Raw genomic sequence first — 15828 nt, forward strand, 5'->3', positions numbered from 1 at the left:
GAGACCGGATTTCACTTTCTCCGTCGGCCTCTCTTAGTGGAGTCCTTTCTCTTCCCGTCTCTTCGGTTCTTCGCCTCGATACGCTTCCTGGTCTTCGGTTTCATCACTGAGAACCCGAACCTTCCCAGCGCCCTCTTCGCAAGAGCAAAATAATGGCCATGGTTATAAGCGACGAGCCCCGCTTCGTCCAGACACAGTCTGCCGTTTTCATCCATCAGTGATTCGTCGACTGATACGCTGACGATCTCAGCTATGAACATATCATGAGTAGGATACTCTTTTTTCTCCATCACACGGCATTCTATGTTGACAGGCGATTCCTCTATGGACGGACAGCTCACGATCCGGCTCTCTATCGCCGTCAGTTTCTGCTGCTCGAACTTGTCTACATCCCGTCCCGATCTGACGCCACAGTAATCAGCGGCAAAAGCCAGCTTTTCCGTAGTGAGATTTATCACGAATTCCCCGGTCCGCTCTATTATGTCATGAGAATACCTGGATTTTCTCACCGACACATATGTGATAGGCGGATCGGAGTTTATGATGCCTGTCCAGGCTATTGTTATTATGTTTTTCACCTGGCCGTCACCGCACGATACCATCACGGCCGGAACAGGATTGAGCATCGTTCCCGGTTTGAATACTATCTTCCCCATATCAGTCCCTCCGAAACAAAATCACTCTCAGACAAGGTTTCTCAGCTTTTTCAAAACGGCGGCAAAGTCCTCCGGCAACGGGCTTTCGAATTCCATATATTGCCCCGTAACCGGATGAATGAACCCCAGAACTCCCGCATGGAGCATCTGACGCTTCGCTCCCAGCTTTCCAGCCGCCTTGCTTCCCGACGGGCCATACAGGCTGTCTCCCAGCAATGGGTGTCTGATATAAGACATATGCACCCTTATCTGATGGGTGCGTCCTGTCTCCAGCCTCGCTTCTATCAGAGTGAATCTTCCGAACCGCTCCAGCACCCTGTAATGAGTCACCGCCTCTTTTGAATTCACATCTGTCACCGCATTCCTCAGCCTGTTGGCGCTGTCGCGGCCTATAGGCCTGTCGACAGTCCCCTCCTGCTCTTTTATATTATCGCACACTATGGCCTTATACTTTCTTGTTATGGAATGCTCCTGAAGCTGACGCGAGAGACTGCCATGAGCCCTGTCGCTCTTAGCCACCATCAGCAGGCCGCTGGTATCCTTATCTATCCTGTGCACTATCCCGGGCCGTATGACGCCATTGATGGACGAAAGGCTGTCTCCACAGTGATACATCAGCGCATTGACAAGAGTCCCGGAATAGTTGCCGGGCGCCGGATGGACCACCATCCCGGCAGGCTTGTCCACCACCAGTAGCTCGTCGTCTTCATAAACGATATCCAGCGGGATATCTTCTTCCTTTACCTCTATCTTCTCCGGCTCCGGCACCGACATGGAGACTGCATCTCCTTCCAACGCCCTGCGCTTCTTCTCGGTACATACCTGCCCGTTGACCATGACGCTGCCGCCTTCCAGCAGCTTCTGGATGAAGCTCCTCGAATACTCATCAAAGGCAGCTGAGATGACCACATCCAGCCTTTTCCCCGCCATGTCCCCCGACACGGTGAACGTCTCCATCCTCTGCTTTCTGTCTTCTGCCATTATTTCACCTGCCTCTTCCCTTCGAGAAAGATAACATCGAGAAGCAGAAGACCACACCCGACGCAGATGGATATATCCGCTACATTGAAGACCGGAAAATCAAAAAAAGGAAAAAATCTGCAGTCGAACATGTCCACCACATATCCCTGCATTATCCTGTCCATCAGATTTCCTATCCCTCCGCCGCATATGAGAGCCACTGAAAGTAATGTCAGACGGCTCCAGGTCTCCCTCTTGATGTAAATGAGAACCAGCCCTGCTGCCAGCGCTACCGTGGGGATCACTATCAGCACCACCCACTGTTGCTCCCACATGCTGAAAGCGGCGCCTCTGTTCTGCACATACGTTATATGGAATATATTTTCCAGCAACGGTATCGTTTCACCCACAGTCATATTGGAAAGTACCGCGCGCTTCACCAGCTGATCCACCAGTATGACGGCTGCTGTCACAATAAAATATATCATATTGAAAATGAAAATGGGGCGTTTCCGCCCCGCCTCCTTTATCTCGCTTACTTTTTCACGTTCCTTATGGTTTCCTGCCTGCGTACCTCACGGCCGCCTCCCTGGTAATGGAACGTCCCCGCATTGGGCTGCGGAACTTTCTTCGCAGGCCCTCTGGCCTGCTGCGGCTCCGCTCCCGGCAGATCGTCAAAATCATCGATACCAAGCTCAGGAAACATCTCGCCGCTGAGAGATTCGAATCGCTGCAGCTCCGACTCAAGGAGCTTCTTATACCTGTTCCTGAAGTCCACGAATCGATTTTTCATAGCCTGACTTTCTTCAGCTATTCTGTCCGCCGCGTCCTTGGCATTCTTCTGCATCAACTGTGCATCCAGCTCAGCATTTTTCAACAAAATATCAGCTCTCTTCTCCGCGCTGGCCGAAATATCAGCCATCAGAGATTTCGCCGCCTCCAGAGTCTCCACTACTGTACCTTCGGAGCTCCTGTATCGTTCCAGTTCTTCAACCAGACGGCTATTCTCCTCTTTTGTCTCCCGAAGCTCGTTGAGAAGCCTCTCCAGATCCACCGTTATCTCATCCAGAAATTGATTTACTTCGTCTTCCCTGTAACCGCGCACGCCTCGTCCAAATTCCTTCTCCTGTATGTCTACCGGTCTTATCATCCCATTTCCTCCTATTTCCACGGATTGATTTCGTCCGCGTTACCGCCGACGAAATTATACGGTTTGCTGTCCCCTTCTGCAGTTATCGATACGTTTTCCGGAGCGAATACGAAAATATTATTGGCGACCTTCTGCACATTTCCGTTGAGAGCATAGGTAGCTCCTCCCAGAAAGTCGAATATCTTCCTGGCCGTATCTGAATCCAGCTTTTCCAGATTCACTATTATCGGTTTTCTGCTCTTGAGGCTGTCCACCAGCTTGGAACACTCATCAAAACCCTTCGGCTCTATTACCATAAGTTTGAATTTGCTCGTCAACGCTTTCACCGTCCTGTTCTGCATTGAAACAACGTTGTTATCATACCTTGGCTGAGATGTGAGAGGCTGCCTCGTATCTACCGACTTCCTTTCGGTACCGTAATCCTCCTCTTCCATCTCCATTTCATCCTCTTCTTCGTACTCCTCAAAGCCCATCAGATCCTTGAACTTATTAAAAACGCCCATGATTACCTCCTACAATTTACTATAATCTCTCTCGCCGAAAATGGCGCTTCCCACCCTTACCAGATTAGATCCGGCCTCTATAGCGACCTGGAAATCATGGGACATGCCCATCGACAGATATTTGAAATCCAGCCTCGGATGCTCTATCCTCCCGAATCTGTCATACTGCTCCTTGACCTGATCGAAGTATATCTTGATGTCCTCCGGATCGTCAGCGTAAGGGGCGATACACATCAAGCCTCTTATCCTCACATTCTCGCAGTTATCCAGTATCTCCTTTATCAGCCCCTCAGTCTCGTCAGTGGTTATGCCAAACTTGCTGTCCTCCTGAGCTGAATTCACCTGTATAAGTATATCCATAGTGATCCCCTTACCGGCAGCTCTTCTGTTTATCTCCGCCGCCAGTTTGTATGAATCTACCGAATGTATCATGGATACCTTATCTATTATATACTTGACCTTGTTGGTCTGCAGATGACCTATCATATGCCATCTCACAGGCTTGATATCGTCATACTTGTCCATTATCTCCTGGACCTTGTTTTCTCCTATATCCGTAACGCCTGCGTCTATAGCCGTATTTATCTCTTCCGGAGTCCGCGTCTTGCTCACCGCCACCAGCAGCACATCATCAGCACTCCTGCCGCAGCTCTCCGCAGCCGTCTTTATCTGATCGTTTATCTTCTTCAGATTGGCTCTTATGTCCTCCATACTCATTCCTCCTTCTGGTCCCCGTCGCCTCCGGATGACTCGCTCTCCTTCTGAAGGTCGGATCTCAGCGCGTTTTCCGGATGTTTGAGCACTTCATCATAGACATCTACAGTATATACCTGGTTTCCTTCCTCATCCACGAATGTCGCGTCCTCTATCACTGACTGTTCGCCATCGGTGGAAATGACGCTTATCCTCGTGAAGACGTAATCGCCATTTTTGTCGACCACGTATACGCCCTGCTGTCCGTTCTTTTCCACGATGCACTTGTTGTCCACCAGCAGCCCTTCGTTGTCACTTGTCACGATGGACATGTCGACAGCACGGCTCTCACAGAATGCTTCATAGTACACGTTGAGGTAGAATATCACTCTGTAATCGTCTCCGTCCTCTCTGACACTGTGAACGCTGGCGTCTACAGTGCCTTCAGGGAGCTCCAGCGACACGGCCCGGCCTTCCGAATAGCTTTCCGCGGTCTCCTTGTCCACCCAGCAGAGAACATACCAGTTATCGTCGTTGGAGACCTTATAGATTGGTTCTCCCTCTATCACCGAGCTGCGTTCCAGATTGGCTGATTTGTACGAAAGGCTCTCGACCGTTTCCCGCTTTATCTTGTCCATCTTGTCCGGTGTGAAGTAGTCCTCATATCCGTCTACAGTCAGACTGAACACCCCGCTTATGGGAGAATTGTATTCCTCCGACAATCCTTCGTAGCCATCCAGCTTGTTCATGTATTCGCCGAACCTCGCATCCTGATTGCTCTCGCCGTCAGGCGTAACAGACACTATCGGATATCCTTTCTTGACAGCAGTCCCCACTGCTACCAGATACTGTATATCTCCGGATTCCGGTGCAATACCAACGGATTCATCCTTTATCAGATACCCTGTCGTCTCATATGCTATTCTCAACGTTCCCGGTTCCAGTGTCTGAGTCGTTTCAAAGATATCAGTCACCTCCGGCAGGACCTCAACGATGATATATAGTAAAAGCAATGCTGCCAGATAAACAGCTATTATTCGCTTTGTCTTCTTGCTTAATTTTGTTTTCATCACTTTATTTTACACTAAAGAATCTGCCCTTGCAATCTACTATACCTCTATTTTAATTATTTCTTCCAGCATTTTTCTTTCATCTTTAGATAACTTTCCCGATTCCTTTACAAATTCATCAAAGAGATCGGGACGCCGTTTTTTTGTCAGCAGCAATGACTCCCTGAACCGCCACAAGTCTATCAGCCTGTGGTTTCCGTTGAGAAGGACCTCAGGAACGTCCATCCCTCTGTACTGACGCGGCTTCGTATACTGAGGATACTCCAGCAGGCCCGAATATATGGACTCATCCATAGCCGAATCCTCATTTCCCAGTACTCCCGGCAGAAGCCTGGCCACCGCGTCTGTCAACACCATGGCGGGCAGCTCGCCGCCTGTCAGTACATAGTCTCCTATAGAGATCTCCTCCATTTCCCAATAATCTATTATCCTCTGATCGATTCCTTCGTAATGGCCGCACAGTATCACCAGCTCGTCCAGCATCGAAAGTTCTTCCACCAGACTTCCATCCAGTACCCTGCCTCTTGGAGACATGTATATTATCTTCTTGCCTTCAGCCGATACCGCCTCCAACGCGCCAAACACCGGGTCTGCCATCATCACCATGCCGCCGCCTCCGCCAAAAGGATAATCGTCTGCTCTGTTATGCTTATCGTTGCTGAAATCCCTGATGTTTGTCAGCCTTACGTCGATTATTCCACGTTCGACCGCTCTTCCCATGATGCTGCTGGTCGTTACCGGCGCGAACATCTCAGGAAAAAGCGTAAGTATATCTATTTTCATTCCACTCTCCCGAATCCTTCCGCCGCGTACTACAGATCCAACAGTCCCTCTATCAGTCTGACATGGATCCGCCTGTTTTCCGCGTCTATGTCCAGCACAAATTCGTCGACTTTAGGTATCAGCACTGTCCTCCCATCAGGGCGCTCCACCTGGAATATATCCTGCGCTGTGTTCTGCAGCACATCGGTGACATGACCCAGCATACCGCTGTCCTCATCGACGACTTCCATGCCAATGATGTCCCTGACATAGTACTGACCCTCTGGCAACGGCGGAAGATCTTTCTCTGTGATGCAGATCTCCCGGCCTCTCAGTCTCTCCGCTCCATCCCGGTCCGAGATCCCATCCAGCTTAAGTATCACCATGTTCTTATGGACTCTCATCCTTTCGATATCCATCAGTATTTCTCCTACATATACTGATGGGGTCGTCTCGTATATATCCGGTCTGTCGGAGTAATTGTAGACCTTGACCTCTCCTTTAAGTCCCACAGCCCCGACTATTTTCCCTATCTTTATCTTCTCCATGATCCCCGAATCTTTCCTCGCCTCACGCAGTCCCATAACCGCTGCAAACCGCTTTTGGCGCCACATGTAATAAAAAGGCTGTGCATTGACAGCGTTTCCTCTGTCAATGCGGCAGCCCTTCTGTCTCTATTGAACTATTTCAACTACCACTCTGAGATTGGCCTTCGTCGCTGCCGCCTTTACGACGGTACGTATAGCCTTGGCTATCCTGCCTTGCTTTCCGATGACCTTTCCCATGTCGTCAGACGCGACCTTAAGCTGTATGATCGTAGTGCCATTGGACTGTGACTCGGAAACCTCCACAGCCTCCGGATGTTCAACTAGTGACTTTGCAATTGCACTAACCAATTCTGACATTTACTCCACCGCTTTCTATAAAATACCAGTCTGCTTGAAAAGCTTCTTCACAGTGTCCGTAGGCTGCGCGCCGTTACCCAGCCACTTCTTCGCCGCTTCTTCATCTATCTTGATTTCCACAGGGTCTTTCAGCGGATTGTAATATCCGATCTCCTCGATGAACCTGCCGTCTCTGGGTGATCTGATATCAGCCACGACAACACGATAAAAAGGCTTTTTGTGAGCTCCCATTCTCTTAAGTCTGATTTTAACCATTTTTTTATTTCCTCCTAATTAATAATACATTTGTTCTTCTATTTCACGGAGACCCTAGAATCCCCGGAACATTCTGTTCATTCTTCCGATGCCGCCCTTGCCCGAAAAGCTCTTCATCATTTTCTTGGCGTCATTATATCGCTTGACCAGTTGATTTATCTTGGAAACAGGCTGGCCGCACCCCGCAGCGATCCTTCTCCTGCGGCTTGCGTTCAATATGCTTGGATCTTCTCGTTCTTCCTTGGTCATTGACTGTATGATGGCTTCCATCTGGATGAATTCCCGCTCGCTCTGATCAAGATTGATGTTGTTTCTGGCGTTGGAATTGACTCCCGGCATCATATCCAGCAGCTTGGCTATACCGCCCATCTTCCTTATCTGCCCCATCTGTTCCAGGAAGTCCTCCAGTGTGAAACTGTTCTTCCTTATCTTCTTTTCAAGCTCCGCAGCTTTCTTTTCGTCGTAATCCTCCTGGGCCTTCTCTATCAGAGTCAGCATATCGCCCATTCCCAGAATACGACTGGCCATCCTCTCAGGATGGAACGGTTCGAGAGCATCGAACTTTTCTCCCATCCCGACGAACTTGATAGGCTTTCCTGTCACCTTTTTGGCTGAAAGAGCCGCGCCGCCCCTGGAATCACCGTCCATCTTTGTCATGATGATCCCGTCTATCCCCAGCTTGTCATTGAAACCTTCGGCTGCGTTGACAGCGTCCTGCCCCGTCAGAGCATCTACCACCAGCAGTATCTCGTGAGGCTTTACAGCGCTCTTTATTGTAGCCAGCTCTTCCATCAGCTCCTCGTCTATCTGCAGGCGTCCCGCGGTATCGACGATCAGCACATTGAATCCCTTACGCTCAGCTTCCTTCATCGCTGCCAGCGCTATCTTCTCCGGCTCCCTGCAATCCCTCATGGTAAAAACAGGAGTATCTACCGTCTCGCCGACGATTTCCAGCTGGTCTATGGCCGCAGGCCTGTATATGTCGCAGGCGCAGAGCATCGGCTTTTTCCCGTTTTTCTTCAGATACGCCGCCAGCTTTCCGCAGGTAGTCGTCTTACCTGTACCCTGCAGGCCCACCATCAGATACACGGTGAACCCCTTAGGCGAGTACGTCAGTTTACTGTTCGTCCCTCCCATCAGCTCTGTCAGCTCTTCGTTGACTATCTTTATGACCTGTTGAGCCGGTGTCAGACTGGCCATCACTTCTTCGCCCAACGCCTTTTCCTTGACAGCCGCGACGAATTCCTTGACCACCTTGAAGTTGACATCCGCTTCCAGCAGCGCCAGCTTGACCTCACGCATTGCCGTGTTGATATCAGCCTCCGTAAGGCTCCCCTTTCCCTTGAGTCCTTTAAAGACTCCCTGCAGCTTTTCCGATAAACCTTCAAAGGCCATGGATCATTCCTCCAATTTATCTATGATATCCTTAACTTCCCTCAGCTTTTCGGCAGTCCTTTTCCTGTCACCGCCATCCTCAGACTGCAGTGATCGAATAACGCCATCTATGATCGTGTCTATTCTCTTTACGGCGTCACTGCTCCTCTGAAACTTTTCCACCAGCCCCAGCTTTTCCTCGTACTCATTCAGCGCCTTCTCGCCATTCTTGAGAGCGTCGTGAACGCCCTGCCGGCTTATACCGAACTCCTCGGCTATCTCCGAAAGCGACAGATTCTCCTCATGATACAGCTCCGTCACCTGCCTCTGACGCTTAGGCAACAGCTGCCCGTAGAAATCGTACAGCAGGCTGGCCTGGGTAATGTCGTCGATTTTCATAATTCTCATCCTTTGCACCATGCCAGTATATATCACCGAAAGTCCGGTGTCAAGTCTTTTTCCTTAACACTTGTCGGCACGCCATGCACCACCGCTCCAAAACGCCCCTGCCATTACCGCTTCGCCTTTTTTATCTACATTTATCATTTTTTCTAATATGTAGATAAAATCCAATGGGTTTAGGCAATCTGGACTTTTTTGTAAAGGGCTGGGGAAGTGCTTTTTCGACTTTAATGGACTTGTCACGGCCGTAAGGGCTCTCAACCGTTGAAAAAATTACCTACATTTCGTCAAAGTTCGATAATGTAGGTAACATCTGCCCGGATATCGATAAAAGCGCCGGTCAGCAAGTCTTCCCGGCACTCATCCCGATCCCTGCTTTTATTTTTCCTTCCATCTGACGTTTTCCACCTTATTCTTCACGTCATCTCTTGCCTGTTCGAATCGCCGCTTACCTGATTCCAGCGATTTCTCCAGGTAATGCTCCATCTGCTCTTTGAAAGGCGCGTCTGACTTGAAGGCCATAAGAAATCTTATCTTCTCTCTTCGCTCCCTGTTCTGTTCTTTTATTGAATGCTTCAGTTCTTCATACCTTACTATCAGCTGATTATCCACGGCAAACTTTCTTATCTTCACCGATAACTGAAGCGCGAAGGACAAGTCGACGGCAAATATTCCAAAAAACATGCCGACAAAGAAGGAAAACGCCAAGTGCTGAGATAGCCAGCCTACCCATCCTTCCACATAATTATTGAGGGTGAAATAATAGATGGTCCCTAACAACCCCCATATGACGGTGAACTTAGGACATATTATCCCCTGGATATTGAGCTTTTCCCTGCTATAATCCCAAAGCTTCAGATTCATCCCTTTGACAAAGATGAGTCCGGCCACGTACTCCGTAGCCGTCATGACCACCGACATCAGCAGGAATATGACCGGGATATCGACAACGGCCTTTCCTGTAGAAAGCAGTTCTATGATATGGGACACCTGATACATACCCCATAAACCAAATCCGTAAAGCGGCAGATATGGTCCTGTCAGGAACCCCGGGTTTATCCATTCCCTGTCAGGATTGTTCTTGGAGATGAATCGCCTGAAAAACAACTCCATACACCACCCCAGGCAACTGCCGATAAAAAATAAAAATGCAAAAATCAGGAAAAAGTTCACGATAGTCTCCCTCGCTTCCGATATGATCTGTACTTTTTTGATAAACTTTTCTCATTTCGTTGCACAGGCAACATACATTGATTCTACTATTATATTAAAATCTCATTACAAAAGCAAATAACAGCTGATACGATGGGAAAGGTGAAAAAGTGATGAAAAGAAAAATCATAAAAATAAACGAAGAAAAATGCAACGGCTGCGGCCTGTGCGCGGAAGCATGCCATGAAGGCGCCATCGGTATGGTCGACGGTAAGGCGAAACTGCTGAGAGACGATTACTGCGATGGACTGGGAGACTGCCTGCCTGTATGTCCCGTCGATGCCATCTCATTCGAAGAGCGTGAAGCAGCCGCATACGACGAAGCTGCTGTAATGGCTAACAAAAAAGCAAAGGCTCACAACCAGCACGGCGGCTGCCTGTCCCAGGCCTTCAACGGAACTATGGAAAAGAGGCGATCTTCCGAATGTCCCGACGGTGAGATCCCCAGCGCCCTGACCCACTGGCCTGTGCAGATCAAGCTGGCGCCGGTAAACGCGCCATATTTCGACGGAGCGCATCTGCTCATAGCGGCCGACTGCTGTGCCTACGCTTTCGGGGATTTCCACAGAAGATTCATGGACAGCCATATCACCTTGATCGGATGCCCTAAATTAGATATGGTGGACTATTCGGAAAAGCTGACGGATATCATCGCCGCCAACGACATAAAAGACATCACCGTGGCCAGGATGGAAGTCCCATGCTGCGGCGGTATCGAATACGCGGTGAAACAGGCAGTGGCCAACGCTAAAAAAGCCATCCCTGTAGAGATCGTCACCATCGGAGTGGATGGCCTTCTGAGGAAATGATCGCCCGGCCAATATTGATGTTGTTTTTTCATGAAAAAGCCGATATAATTATAAATTATATCGGCTTTTGTTTGCAGTTTATTATGAGGAACGAACTATGCTATTTACATTCGAACATCTTCTCGGTGCGCTTATACTGGGTCTCGCAGGAGCTATCATCGGGAAGAAAATCACCAAGGACAAGAAAAAGTCCTACATCATCGGGGCCATCGTCTGTGTCCTGACTATCATCATCAAACTGATGACGTTGTATCTCTAGGGTGCGTATCTAGAGAGTCATGACGGTTCCCGCAGAATCCGCTGTATATCCGCCCATCTCATCCAGCTTTTCCTTGAACTCATCACTCTGTATGATGTCGATAAAAGCCTTGATGTGAGGAGAATCCAGGAATTTGGCGGGAACCGCGAAATCATATTCTTCATAAGCGATCTCTATGAAATCCAGTCCCATGGCGTTAGCTGACGACAACACGCCCATCCCGGCATCAGCGCTCTCGCTGGCCACAGCGGCAGCCACCGCCATATGAGTTGTCATTTCACGCTCATAACCATTGATTTCCTCTGTTGATATTCCCAGTTCTTTCAATCTGTAATCGAAAAGCACTCTCGTCCCGGCGCCTCTTTGTCTGTTTACATATCTCACATCCTTGCGCGCCAGATCTTCTATAGTGTGTATCCCGAGAGGATTTCCTTTTTTCACCATGATGCCTTGTATCCTGTTGACGCCTTTGATTATAGCCATCGGTTCGCTGAAAAGCCGTTTAACATATGGTATGTTATACTGCCCCGTCTCCTCGTCTAAAAGATGTATGGGAGCCATATGAGCTTCGCCTCTCCTGAGAGCCATCAATCCGCCCATGCTTCCCACATGAGTACTGGATACGAACATATTGTTGTGCTTTTCCGGCATCATATCAGCGATGATATCCAGTATCAGATCGTGGCTTCCTATTATCACTACTGTATTCTCTATCTCGTTTTTACTCCTGTATAACTCTATCCTGACCTTTTCCCCCGCTTCTACCCCTTCGCTGTTCTGCTCTATCACGCAAAATCCATCGGCTCTGACCAGGGACATGGCGGCTCCAGCGCCTCTGGCCAACGGAGCTGCCACGAATTTATCGTTTACTTTTCCCACCTTTACTCTGACATACTCCTTGTGCTTCAGACTGGACACCAGACGCTTGGAAATATGCGCTTCTACCGTCTCGCCTATCGTCTCCGCTCTCTTCCCCATCATTTGCAGCAGCGGTGCCACAAAATTTTCGAAACCGATATATGCCGACACCGGATATCCCGGAAGCCCTATGACCGGTTTGCCTCTCACTATCGCCAATATGACTGGTTTCCCCGGCTTTACCGCCACTCCATGGACTACCACCTCTCCCAGCTCCCGCAGCACATGCACGGTATAGTCCTCGGTACCTGCGCTGGAACCGGCGTTTATTATCACCATATCATATCGATCCACAGCCTCTGAGGCCTGCTTCAGTATCTCGCCGTAATCATCTTTTACAGGCGGGAACCTGTGTCCTATGCCACCCAGCATGGTGACCATGTTCTCAAACATCCTGGAATTGGATTCTATGATACTGCCTTCCTCTACCTGATCTCCCGGCTCTATTATTTCCGTACCGGTAGGAAAGATCGCTACCGTCGGCATTCTTATCACGTCGATATCCAAAATGCCGGCCGAAAGAAGTACGCCTATATCTATAGCTCTTATCCTGTGGTTACGTGGCAATATCATCTCACCTGCCACGATATCCTCTCCTATGGGCCTTATATGTTGCCACGGAGCGGCTGACGCGGTTATCCGGACACCTTCCTCCGTCTCCACGATATCTTCCGCCATGATGACGGAATCGCAGGGATTGTGTATCGGATCACCCGTATCCACCACCACATATTGATCCTCCCGAAGGATCACCGGGTTCGTTTCTGTGGCTCCATTGGTATCCTCGGCTCTTACAGCTATCCCATCCATGGCCGACGCGTTGAATAACGGCGAACTGTATTTGGCATAGACAGCGCTTCTGGTAACTCTGTTGAGGCTCTTTATAACAGGCACTGTCTCGCTTTCCGTCTTCAATATCTTCTTCACTCTGTCGAAATATTTTTCCCTGGCTTCCTCCACAGGTATCGTCTTCAGATACAGATTCCTCTTCTTTCTTTCCATGGTTTTCCCTTTCCAGCGGCATCCCCTCCGCCTCTCAAAACAGCGTCACCTCTACCGTTTCTCCCTGCCTGAGACCTTCCGAATTGGTATCTATGACAGCGTATCCGTCGGCTCTCGTCAAGACCGTCATCAAGCCCGATTTGCCCAGAACCGGCTCCGCCTCATATATCCCACATTCTCCTTTTCTCAACTCCACCAGAAGACAGGTCGCCTTGCCTCCTGCGGCTGCTACGTTCTCGGTGACCCTGGCCTTTATCCTTGCGGGCTCCTTCTGACAGGTCAGCTGCCGGTGGAGCCATCCTATTATCATTTCGAATATGAGCAGAGCAGCGGCAGGATGCCCCGGCAGTCCTGCCAGTATCGTTTCACTCCTGCGATCATATGCCAGTATAGTAGGCTTCCCCGGCTTTATCGCGATGCCATGGGTCAACAATCCTCCGCCCGACAACTCGTCCATGATATCAGCTGTATAATCCTTCTCCCCCTGGGAACTCCCCCCGGAGACAAGCACTATATCGCTTCTTTCCATTGCCCGGGAAATAGCATTCTTTATGGTCTCCCTGTCATCTCTCAGGACAAACTGATCTACCACATGGAAACCATGTTTTTCCGCGGCGGCTGACAAGGAATAAGTATTGATATCCCTTGTCTGTCCTTTCTTTATCTTGCCTTCCACCGATACCAGCTCATCTCCCGTGGATATGACCGTCACTTCCCACGGTCTGAACACCTCCACTTCCGTGACACCCGCCGAAGCCATGACACCGATCTCCTGAGGTCTGACGCATGAGCCTTTTTTCATAAAAACCTCTCCCGCGGCAATATCCTCCCCTTCCTGTATGACATTCCTGCCATCGGATACGGAATCATATACAGCTATACTTTTCTCATCGAATTTCTCCGTATACTCTATCATCACCACCGCATCAGCTCCATCCGGCAGCATCCCTCCTGTAGGGACATAGGAAGTCTGTCCGTCGGATATCTTCTCCCTCGGTACGGTCCCCATCTGTATCTCTTCCACCACGTCCAGAAAAACCGGTACACTCTCCGACACGCCCTGGGTGTTAGATGCTTTGACCGCATATCCGTCCACTGTGGATTTCCTGAAGCCGGGCACATTTTCTTCAGCCAAAATGTCATCTGCCAGCACTCTTCCGCAGCTTTCCGTAAAATGCACGGTTTCAGTTTCCGGCTTTCTCTCCGATGCCGCGTCAAAGATCTTTCCGCGAGCCTCCTCTATGGTATCAACACTCAACAATCGCATATCCGTCTGACCTCTTTCTCCACTCGTTTACCTGCTGATCCTTATAACGATTTCCTGGCCTTCCTCATAGCCATCGAGAGCCTTTACCGCTCCTGTCACCACATTTTCCAGTGTCTTCTTCACGAAAGGCACCATACCTATCTCCTTACCGCCTATGAACAGCTGGACATCAGCTTCTTCCTCCTGCTGTTTTGTTTTCCTTTCCACCAGATCCGCCAATTTCTCCACTTCCTTTCTCGCGTTTATCACAGGCAGCCCCTTGTATTCGTCCATAGTCTCTGAAATAACGCCTGATACGGCCACTGCCTCCCGACACATGCGCTTGTCTATATCGTCCGGGACCTTCCCTGTTATCACCGTCGGACACTTGATGCCGCAGTCCCCTTCCAATATTATAAAATCCTCTTTGTAGTATTTGAGTACCGCTTCCGGATCCATCCGCTCATCCACCATGATGGCAGTATCCTGCGGCCCCAAGGCTGTCACCCTGCGGGCGCCGCTTTCCATATGCCTGAAAGTATCCGTACCGGGTACATCCGCGCGATATCCCTCATAATGGATGTCCTTAAGAGTCCCCACCGTGTACCCACGTCTACGCAGCTCCGCCGTCAGCGCTGTCACCGTAGTCGTCTTGCCTGTCTTGGAAAACCCTTTTATCATCACTATTCTCATAGTCACTCTCCAAAATCTATCAGCTCATACTGGTGATGAAGCAGATCCATCATCAGCAACCTGTTCCTCAGCACGCTTTCCCTGCCGATCAGCAGCTTCAATGTTTCCGCCACCTGTATGGCCGATACCGCTGCCGGAGTGAAATATGGATTCCCTGTACTGACCTCGGCACCCCGGTCTTCCTCGCCGCTGTAAAGCTCTCCCATCAGTCTGTCTCCCGGCATCACCACGGCTACCTGCCCGTTCCACCCGGCTATGGCGCCATGGACCATCGGTATCCCCTGCTTCTCGCATGCACCCTCCAGTATCCTGCGTGCGCCAACACTATCCAGAGCATCCACCACCACGTCTGCACCAGCTATGATTTCTTCCGCGTTGCTCTCATCTATGAAAGCTTCCACAGCAGTCACTTCCACCTGAGAATTTATCTCCTTCATCTGCCGGACAGCTTCACGCGCCTTAGATCTCCCAAGATTCGACTCATTGGACAGAACCTGCCTGTTTAGATTGGTCTCATCGAACACATCGCCATCTACCGCGACTACATTCCCGACGCCGCTTCTGACAAGCCCTTCTATCACACCGCCTCCCAAGCCACCGCAGCCTGCCACACAGACTTTTCTCGCTGCCAGCGCCTTGTTTTCCTCCGGCGTGATCACAATGCCATTGCGCTCATAGCGCCTTTCCATATCTGTCACATCAGCCACCTGAAACCTTGGAAAAAGCCTTCAGCAGATCGCCGTCGTTGAGTCTGTCGTCTATCATCACCCTCTTATTGTTGACGGAAACGAATCCGAAATTTTTTATCTCCCTGTAATCGATCCCGGCTATTTTCAGCGCTTCATCGCACGTGCATCCTTCGGGAACTTCGTATACCCGTTCCTTATCATCGCCGAAATATTTCTTAAGCGTCCCCCTGAGGGTTATAGTCACTTTCATAATAATTTCCTCTCGTATAA

At 49.8% G+C, this 15828-nt stretch carries 21 protein-coding genes; 2 read left to right on the top strand and 19 right to left on the bottom strand.

All coding sequences use genetic code 11. From position 1 onward, the window contains the following. Positions 1-11 precede the first annotated feature (11 nt). From ACQY69_RS04670 to ACQY69_RS04735, 14 genes are all read right to left on the bottom strand, one after another. Complete coding sequence (locus ACQY69_RS04670) at positions 12-656, bottom strand: flavin reductase family protein (RefSeq protein ID WP_428259044.1); 645 nt, start codon at positions 654-656, stop codon at positions 12-14. Positions 657-683: 27 nt separating this feature from the next. Next, the gene (locus tag ACQY69_RS04675; RefSeq protein WP_428259046.1) at positions 684-1637 is read right to left on the bottom strand and encodes an RluA family pseudouridine synthase; all 954 of its coding nucleotides are present in this window, start codon (positions 1635-1637) and stop codon (positions 684-686) included. Beyond that, entirely contained in the window at positions 1637-2089 is a 453-nt protein-coding gene (lspA, locus tag ACQY69_RS04680) for a signal peptidase II (RefSeq protein WP_428259048.1), read from the bottom strand. Before lspA ends, ACQY69_RS04675 begins: the two co-directional genes overlap by 1 nt. 62 nt (positions 2090-2151) lie before the next feature. Further along, on the bottom strand, positions 2152-2766 hold the full coding sequence (locus ACQY69_RS04685) for a DivIVA domain-containing protein (protein ID WP_428259050.1): 615 nt from the start codon (positions 2764-2766) through the stop codon (positions 2152-2154). Between the two features lie 11 nt (positions 2767-2777). Beyond that, positions 2778-3269: a cell division protein SepF gene (locus ACQY69_RS04690; RefSeq protein ID WP_428259052.1), complete on the bottom strand. Its 492-nt coding sequence runs from the start codon at positions 3267-3269 to the stop codon at positions 2778-2780. 9 nt (positions 3270-3278) lie between these two features. Beyond that, positions 3279-3980 carry a YggS family pyridoxal phosphate-dependent enzyme gene (locus tag ACQY69_RS04695; protein WP_428259053.1) on the bottom strand — a complete coding sequence of 234 codons (702 nt, stop codon included), beginning with the start codon at positions 3978-3980 and terminating at the stop codon, positions 3279-3281. Positions 3981-3982: 2 nt separating this feature from the next. Then, on the bottom strand, positions 3983-5032 hold the full coding sequence (locus ACQY69_RS04700) for an HlyD family efflux transporter periplasmic adaptor subunit (RefSeq protein WP_428259055.1): 1050 nt from the start codon (positions 5030-5032) through the stop codon (positions 3983-3985). Between the two features lie 39 nt (positions 5033-5071). Continuing rightward, a complete protein-coding gene (gene trmD, locus ACQY69_RS04705; RefSeq protein ID WP_428259056.1) occupies positions 5072-5815 on the bottom strand; it encodes a tRNA (guanosine(37)-N1)-methyltransferase TrmD in 744 nt (247 codons plus the stop codon). A 29-nt stretch (positions 5816-5844) separates the two neighbouring features. After that, a complete protein-coding gene (gene rimM, locus ACQY69_RS04710; RefSeq protein ID WP_428259058.1) occupies positions 5845-6342 on the bottom strand; it encodes a ribosome maturation factor RimM in 498 nt (165 codons plus the stop codon). Positions 6343-6468: 126 nt separating this feature from the next. Further along, positions 6469-6699 carry a KH domain-containing protein gene (locus ACQY69_RS04715; protein ID WP_428259060.1) on the bottom strand — a complete coding sequence of 77 codons (231 nt, stop codon included), beginning with the start codon at positions 6697-6699 and terminating at the stop codon, positions 6469-6471. Positions 6700-6714: 15 nt separating this feature from the next. Continuing rightward, positions 6715-6954 carry a 30S ribosomal protein S16 gene (rpsP, locus tag ACQY69_RS04720; RefSeq protein ID WP_428259062.1) on the bottom strand — a complete coding sequence of 80 codons (240 nt, stop codon included), beginning with the start codon at positions 6952-6954 and terminating at the stop codon, positions 6715-6717. 54 nt (positions 6955-7008) lie between these two features. Beyond that, on the bottom strand, positions 7009-8349 hold the full coding sequence (gene ffh, locus ACQY69_RS04725; protein ID WP_428259063.1) for a signal recognition particle protein: 1341 nt from the start codon (positions 8347-8349) through the stop codon (positions 7009-7011). Positions 8350-8352: 3 nt separating this feature from the next. Next, a complete protein-coding gene (gene ylxM, locus ACQY69_RS04730; protein ID WP_428259064.1) occupies positions 8353-8727 on the bottom strand; it encodes a YlxM family DNA-binding protein in 375 nt (124 codons plus the stop codon). A 381-nt stretch (positions 8728-9108) separates the two neighbouring features. After that, positions 9109-9903, bottom strand: a complete 795-nt coding sequence (locus ACQY69_RS04735; protein WP_428259065.1) for a putative ABC transporter permease — start codon at positions 9901-9903, stop codon at positions 9109-9111. A gap of 152 nt (positions 9904-10055) precedes the next feature. Here ACQY69_RS04735 and ACQY69_RS04740 point away from each other — a divergent pair, with 152 nt between their 5' ends. Both ACQY69_RS04740 and ACQY69_RS04745 read left to right on the top strand, forming a co-directional pair. Next, positions 10056-10751 carry an ATP-binding protein gene (locus tag ACQY69_RS04740; protein ID WP_428259067.1) on the top strand — a complete coding sequence of 232 codons (696 nt, stop codon included), beginning with the start codon at positions 10056-10058 and terminating at the stop codon, positions 10749-10751. Between the two features lie 97 nt (positions 10752-10848). Beyond that, positions 10849-11010, top strand: a complete 162-nt coding sequence (locus tag ACQY69_RS04745) for a hypothetical protein (protein ID WP_428259068.1) — start codon at positions 10849-10851, stop codon at positions 11008-11010. 9 nt (positions 11011-11019) lie between these two features. On the opposite strand, the gene ACQY69_RS04750 is transcribed toward ACQY69_RS04745, so the two are convergent. The 5 genes from ACQY69_RS04750 to ACQY69_RS04770 are packed head-to-tail and all read right to left on the bottom strand — an operon-like array spanning position 11020 to position 15808. Next, positions 11020-12930, bottom strand: coding sequence for a molybdopterin biosynthesis protein (locus ACQY69_RS04750; RefSeq protein ID WP_428259069.1), 1911 nt, complete (start codon positions 12928-12930; stop codon positions 11020-11022). A gap of 34 nt (positions 12931-12964) precedes the next feature. Beyond that, positions 12965-14197, bottom strand: a complete 1233-nt coding sequence (locus tag ACQY69_RS04755) for a molybdopterin molybdotransferase MoeA (RefSeq protein WP_428259071.1) — start codon at positions 14195-14197, stop codon at positions 12965-12967. A gap of 27 nt (positions 14198-14224) precedes the next feature. Then, the gene (locus ACQY69_RS04760) at positions 14225-14869 is read right to left on the bottom strand and encodes a molybdopterin-guanine dinucleotide biosynthesis protein MobB (protein WP_428259073.1); all 645 of its coding nucleotides are present in this window, start codon (positions 14867-14869) and stop codon (positions 14225-14227) included. Positions 14870-14871: 2 nt separating this feature from the next. Further along, on the bottom strand, positions 14872-15558 hold the full coding sequence (locus ACQY69_RS04765; RefSeq protein WP_428261015.1) for a HesA/MoeB/ThiF family protein: 687 nt from the start codon (positions 15556-15558) through the stop codon (positions 14872-14874). Positions 15559-15568: 10 nt separating this feature from the next. Continuing rightward, positions 15569-15808 carry a MoaD/ThiS family protein gene (locus ACQY69_RS04770; protein ID WP_428259075.1) on the bottom strand — a complete coding sequence of 80 codons (240 nt, stop codon included), beginning with the start codon at positions 15806-15808 and terminating at the stop codon, positions 15569-15571. Between the last annotated feature and the right edge of the window lie 20 nt (positions 15809-15828).

This window comes from Gallibacter sp. Marseille-QA0791, assembly GCF_965119705.1.
GTDB lineage: Bacteria > Bacillota > Clostridia > Peptostreptococcales > Anaerovoracaceae > Lentihominibacter > Lentihominibacter excrementipullorum.

Excerpts from the sequence above, each read along its gene's own strand:
- rpsP (WP_428259062.1), bottom strand. The coding sequence starts at position 6,954 with ATGGTTAAAATCAGACTTAAGAGAATGGGAGCTCACAAAAAGCCTTTT.
- trmD (WP_428259056.1), bottom strand. The coding sequence starts at position 5,815 with ATGAAAATAGATATACTTACGCTTTTTCCTGAGATGTTCGCGCCGGTA.
- ACQY69_RS04700 (WP_428259055.1), bottom strand. The coding sequence starts at position 5,032 with ATGAAAACAAAATTAAGCAAGAAGACAAAGCGAATAATAGCTGTTTAT.
- ACQY69_RS04770 (WP_428259075.1), bottom strand. The coding sequence starts at position 15,808 with ATGAAAGTGACTATAACCCTCAGGGGGACGCTTAAGAAATATTTCGGC.
- ACQY69_RS04745 (WP_428259068.1), top strand. The coding sequence starts at position 10,849 with ATGCTATTTACATTCGAACATCTTCTCGGTGCGCTTATACTGGGTCTC.
- ACQY69_RS04715 (WP_428259060.1), bottom strand. The coding sequence starts at position 6,699 with ATGTCAGAATTGGTTAGTGCAATTGCAAAGTCACTAGTTGAACATCCG.
- ACQY69_RS04755 (WP_428259071.1), bottom strand. The coding sequence starts at position 14,197 with ATGCGATTGTTGAGTGTTGATACCATAGAGGAGGCTCGCGGAAAGATC.
- ACQY69_RS04765 (WP_428261015.1), bottom strand. The coding sequence starts at position 15,558 with ATGGAAAGGCGCTATGAGCGCAATGGCATTGTGATCACGCCGGAGGAA.
- ylxM (WP_428259064.1), bottom strand. The coding sequence starts at position 8,727 with ATGAAAATCGACGACATTACCCAGGCCAGCCTGCTGTACGATTTCTAC.
- ACQY69_RS04750 (WP_428259069.1), bottom strand. The coding sequence starts at position 12,930 with ATGGAAAGAAAGAAGAGGAATCTGTATCTGAAGACGATACCTGTGGAG.
- ACQY69_RS04690 (WP_428259052.1), bottom strand. The coding sequence starts at position 3,269 with ATGGGCGTTTTTAATAAGTTCAAGGATCTGATGGGCTTTGAGGAGTAC.
- ACQY69_RS04685 (WP_428259050.1), bottom strand. The coding sequence starts at position 2,766 with ATGATAAGACCGGTAGACATACAGGAGAAGGAATTTGGACGAGGCGTG.
- ACQY69_RS04695 (WP_428259053.1), bottom strand. The coding sequence starts at position 3,980 with ATGGAGGACATAAGAGCCAATCTGAAGAAGATAAACGATCAGATAAAG.
- ACQY69_RS04740 (WP_428259067.1), top strand. The coding sequence starts at position 10,056 with ATGAAAAGAAAAATCATAAAAATAAACGAAGAAAAATGCAACGGCTGC.
- ACQY69_RS04675 (WP_428259046.1), bottom strand. The coding sequence starts at position 1,637 with ATGGCAGAAGACAGAAAGCAGAGGATGGAGACGTTCACCGTGTCGGGG.
- ACQY69_RS04670 (WP_428259044.1), bottom strand. The coding sequence starts at position 656 with ATGGGGAAGATAGTATTCAAACCGGGAACGATGCTCAATCCTGTTCCG.
- ACQY69_RS04760 (WP_428259073.1), bottom strand. The coding sequence starts at position 14,869 with ATGAGAATAGTGATGATAAAAGGGTTTTCCAAGACAGGCAAGACGACT.
- ffh (WP_428259063.1), bottom strand. The coding sequence starts at position 8,349 with ATGGCCTTTGAAGGTTTATCGGAAAAGCTGCAGGGAGTCTTTAAAGGA.
- rimM (WP_428259058.1), bottom strand. The coding sequence starts at position 6,342 with ATGGAGAAGATAAAGATAGGGAAAATAGTCGGGGCTGTGGGACTTAAA.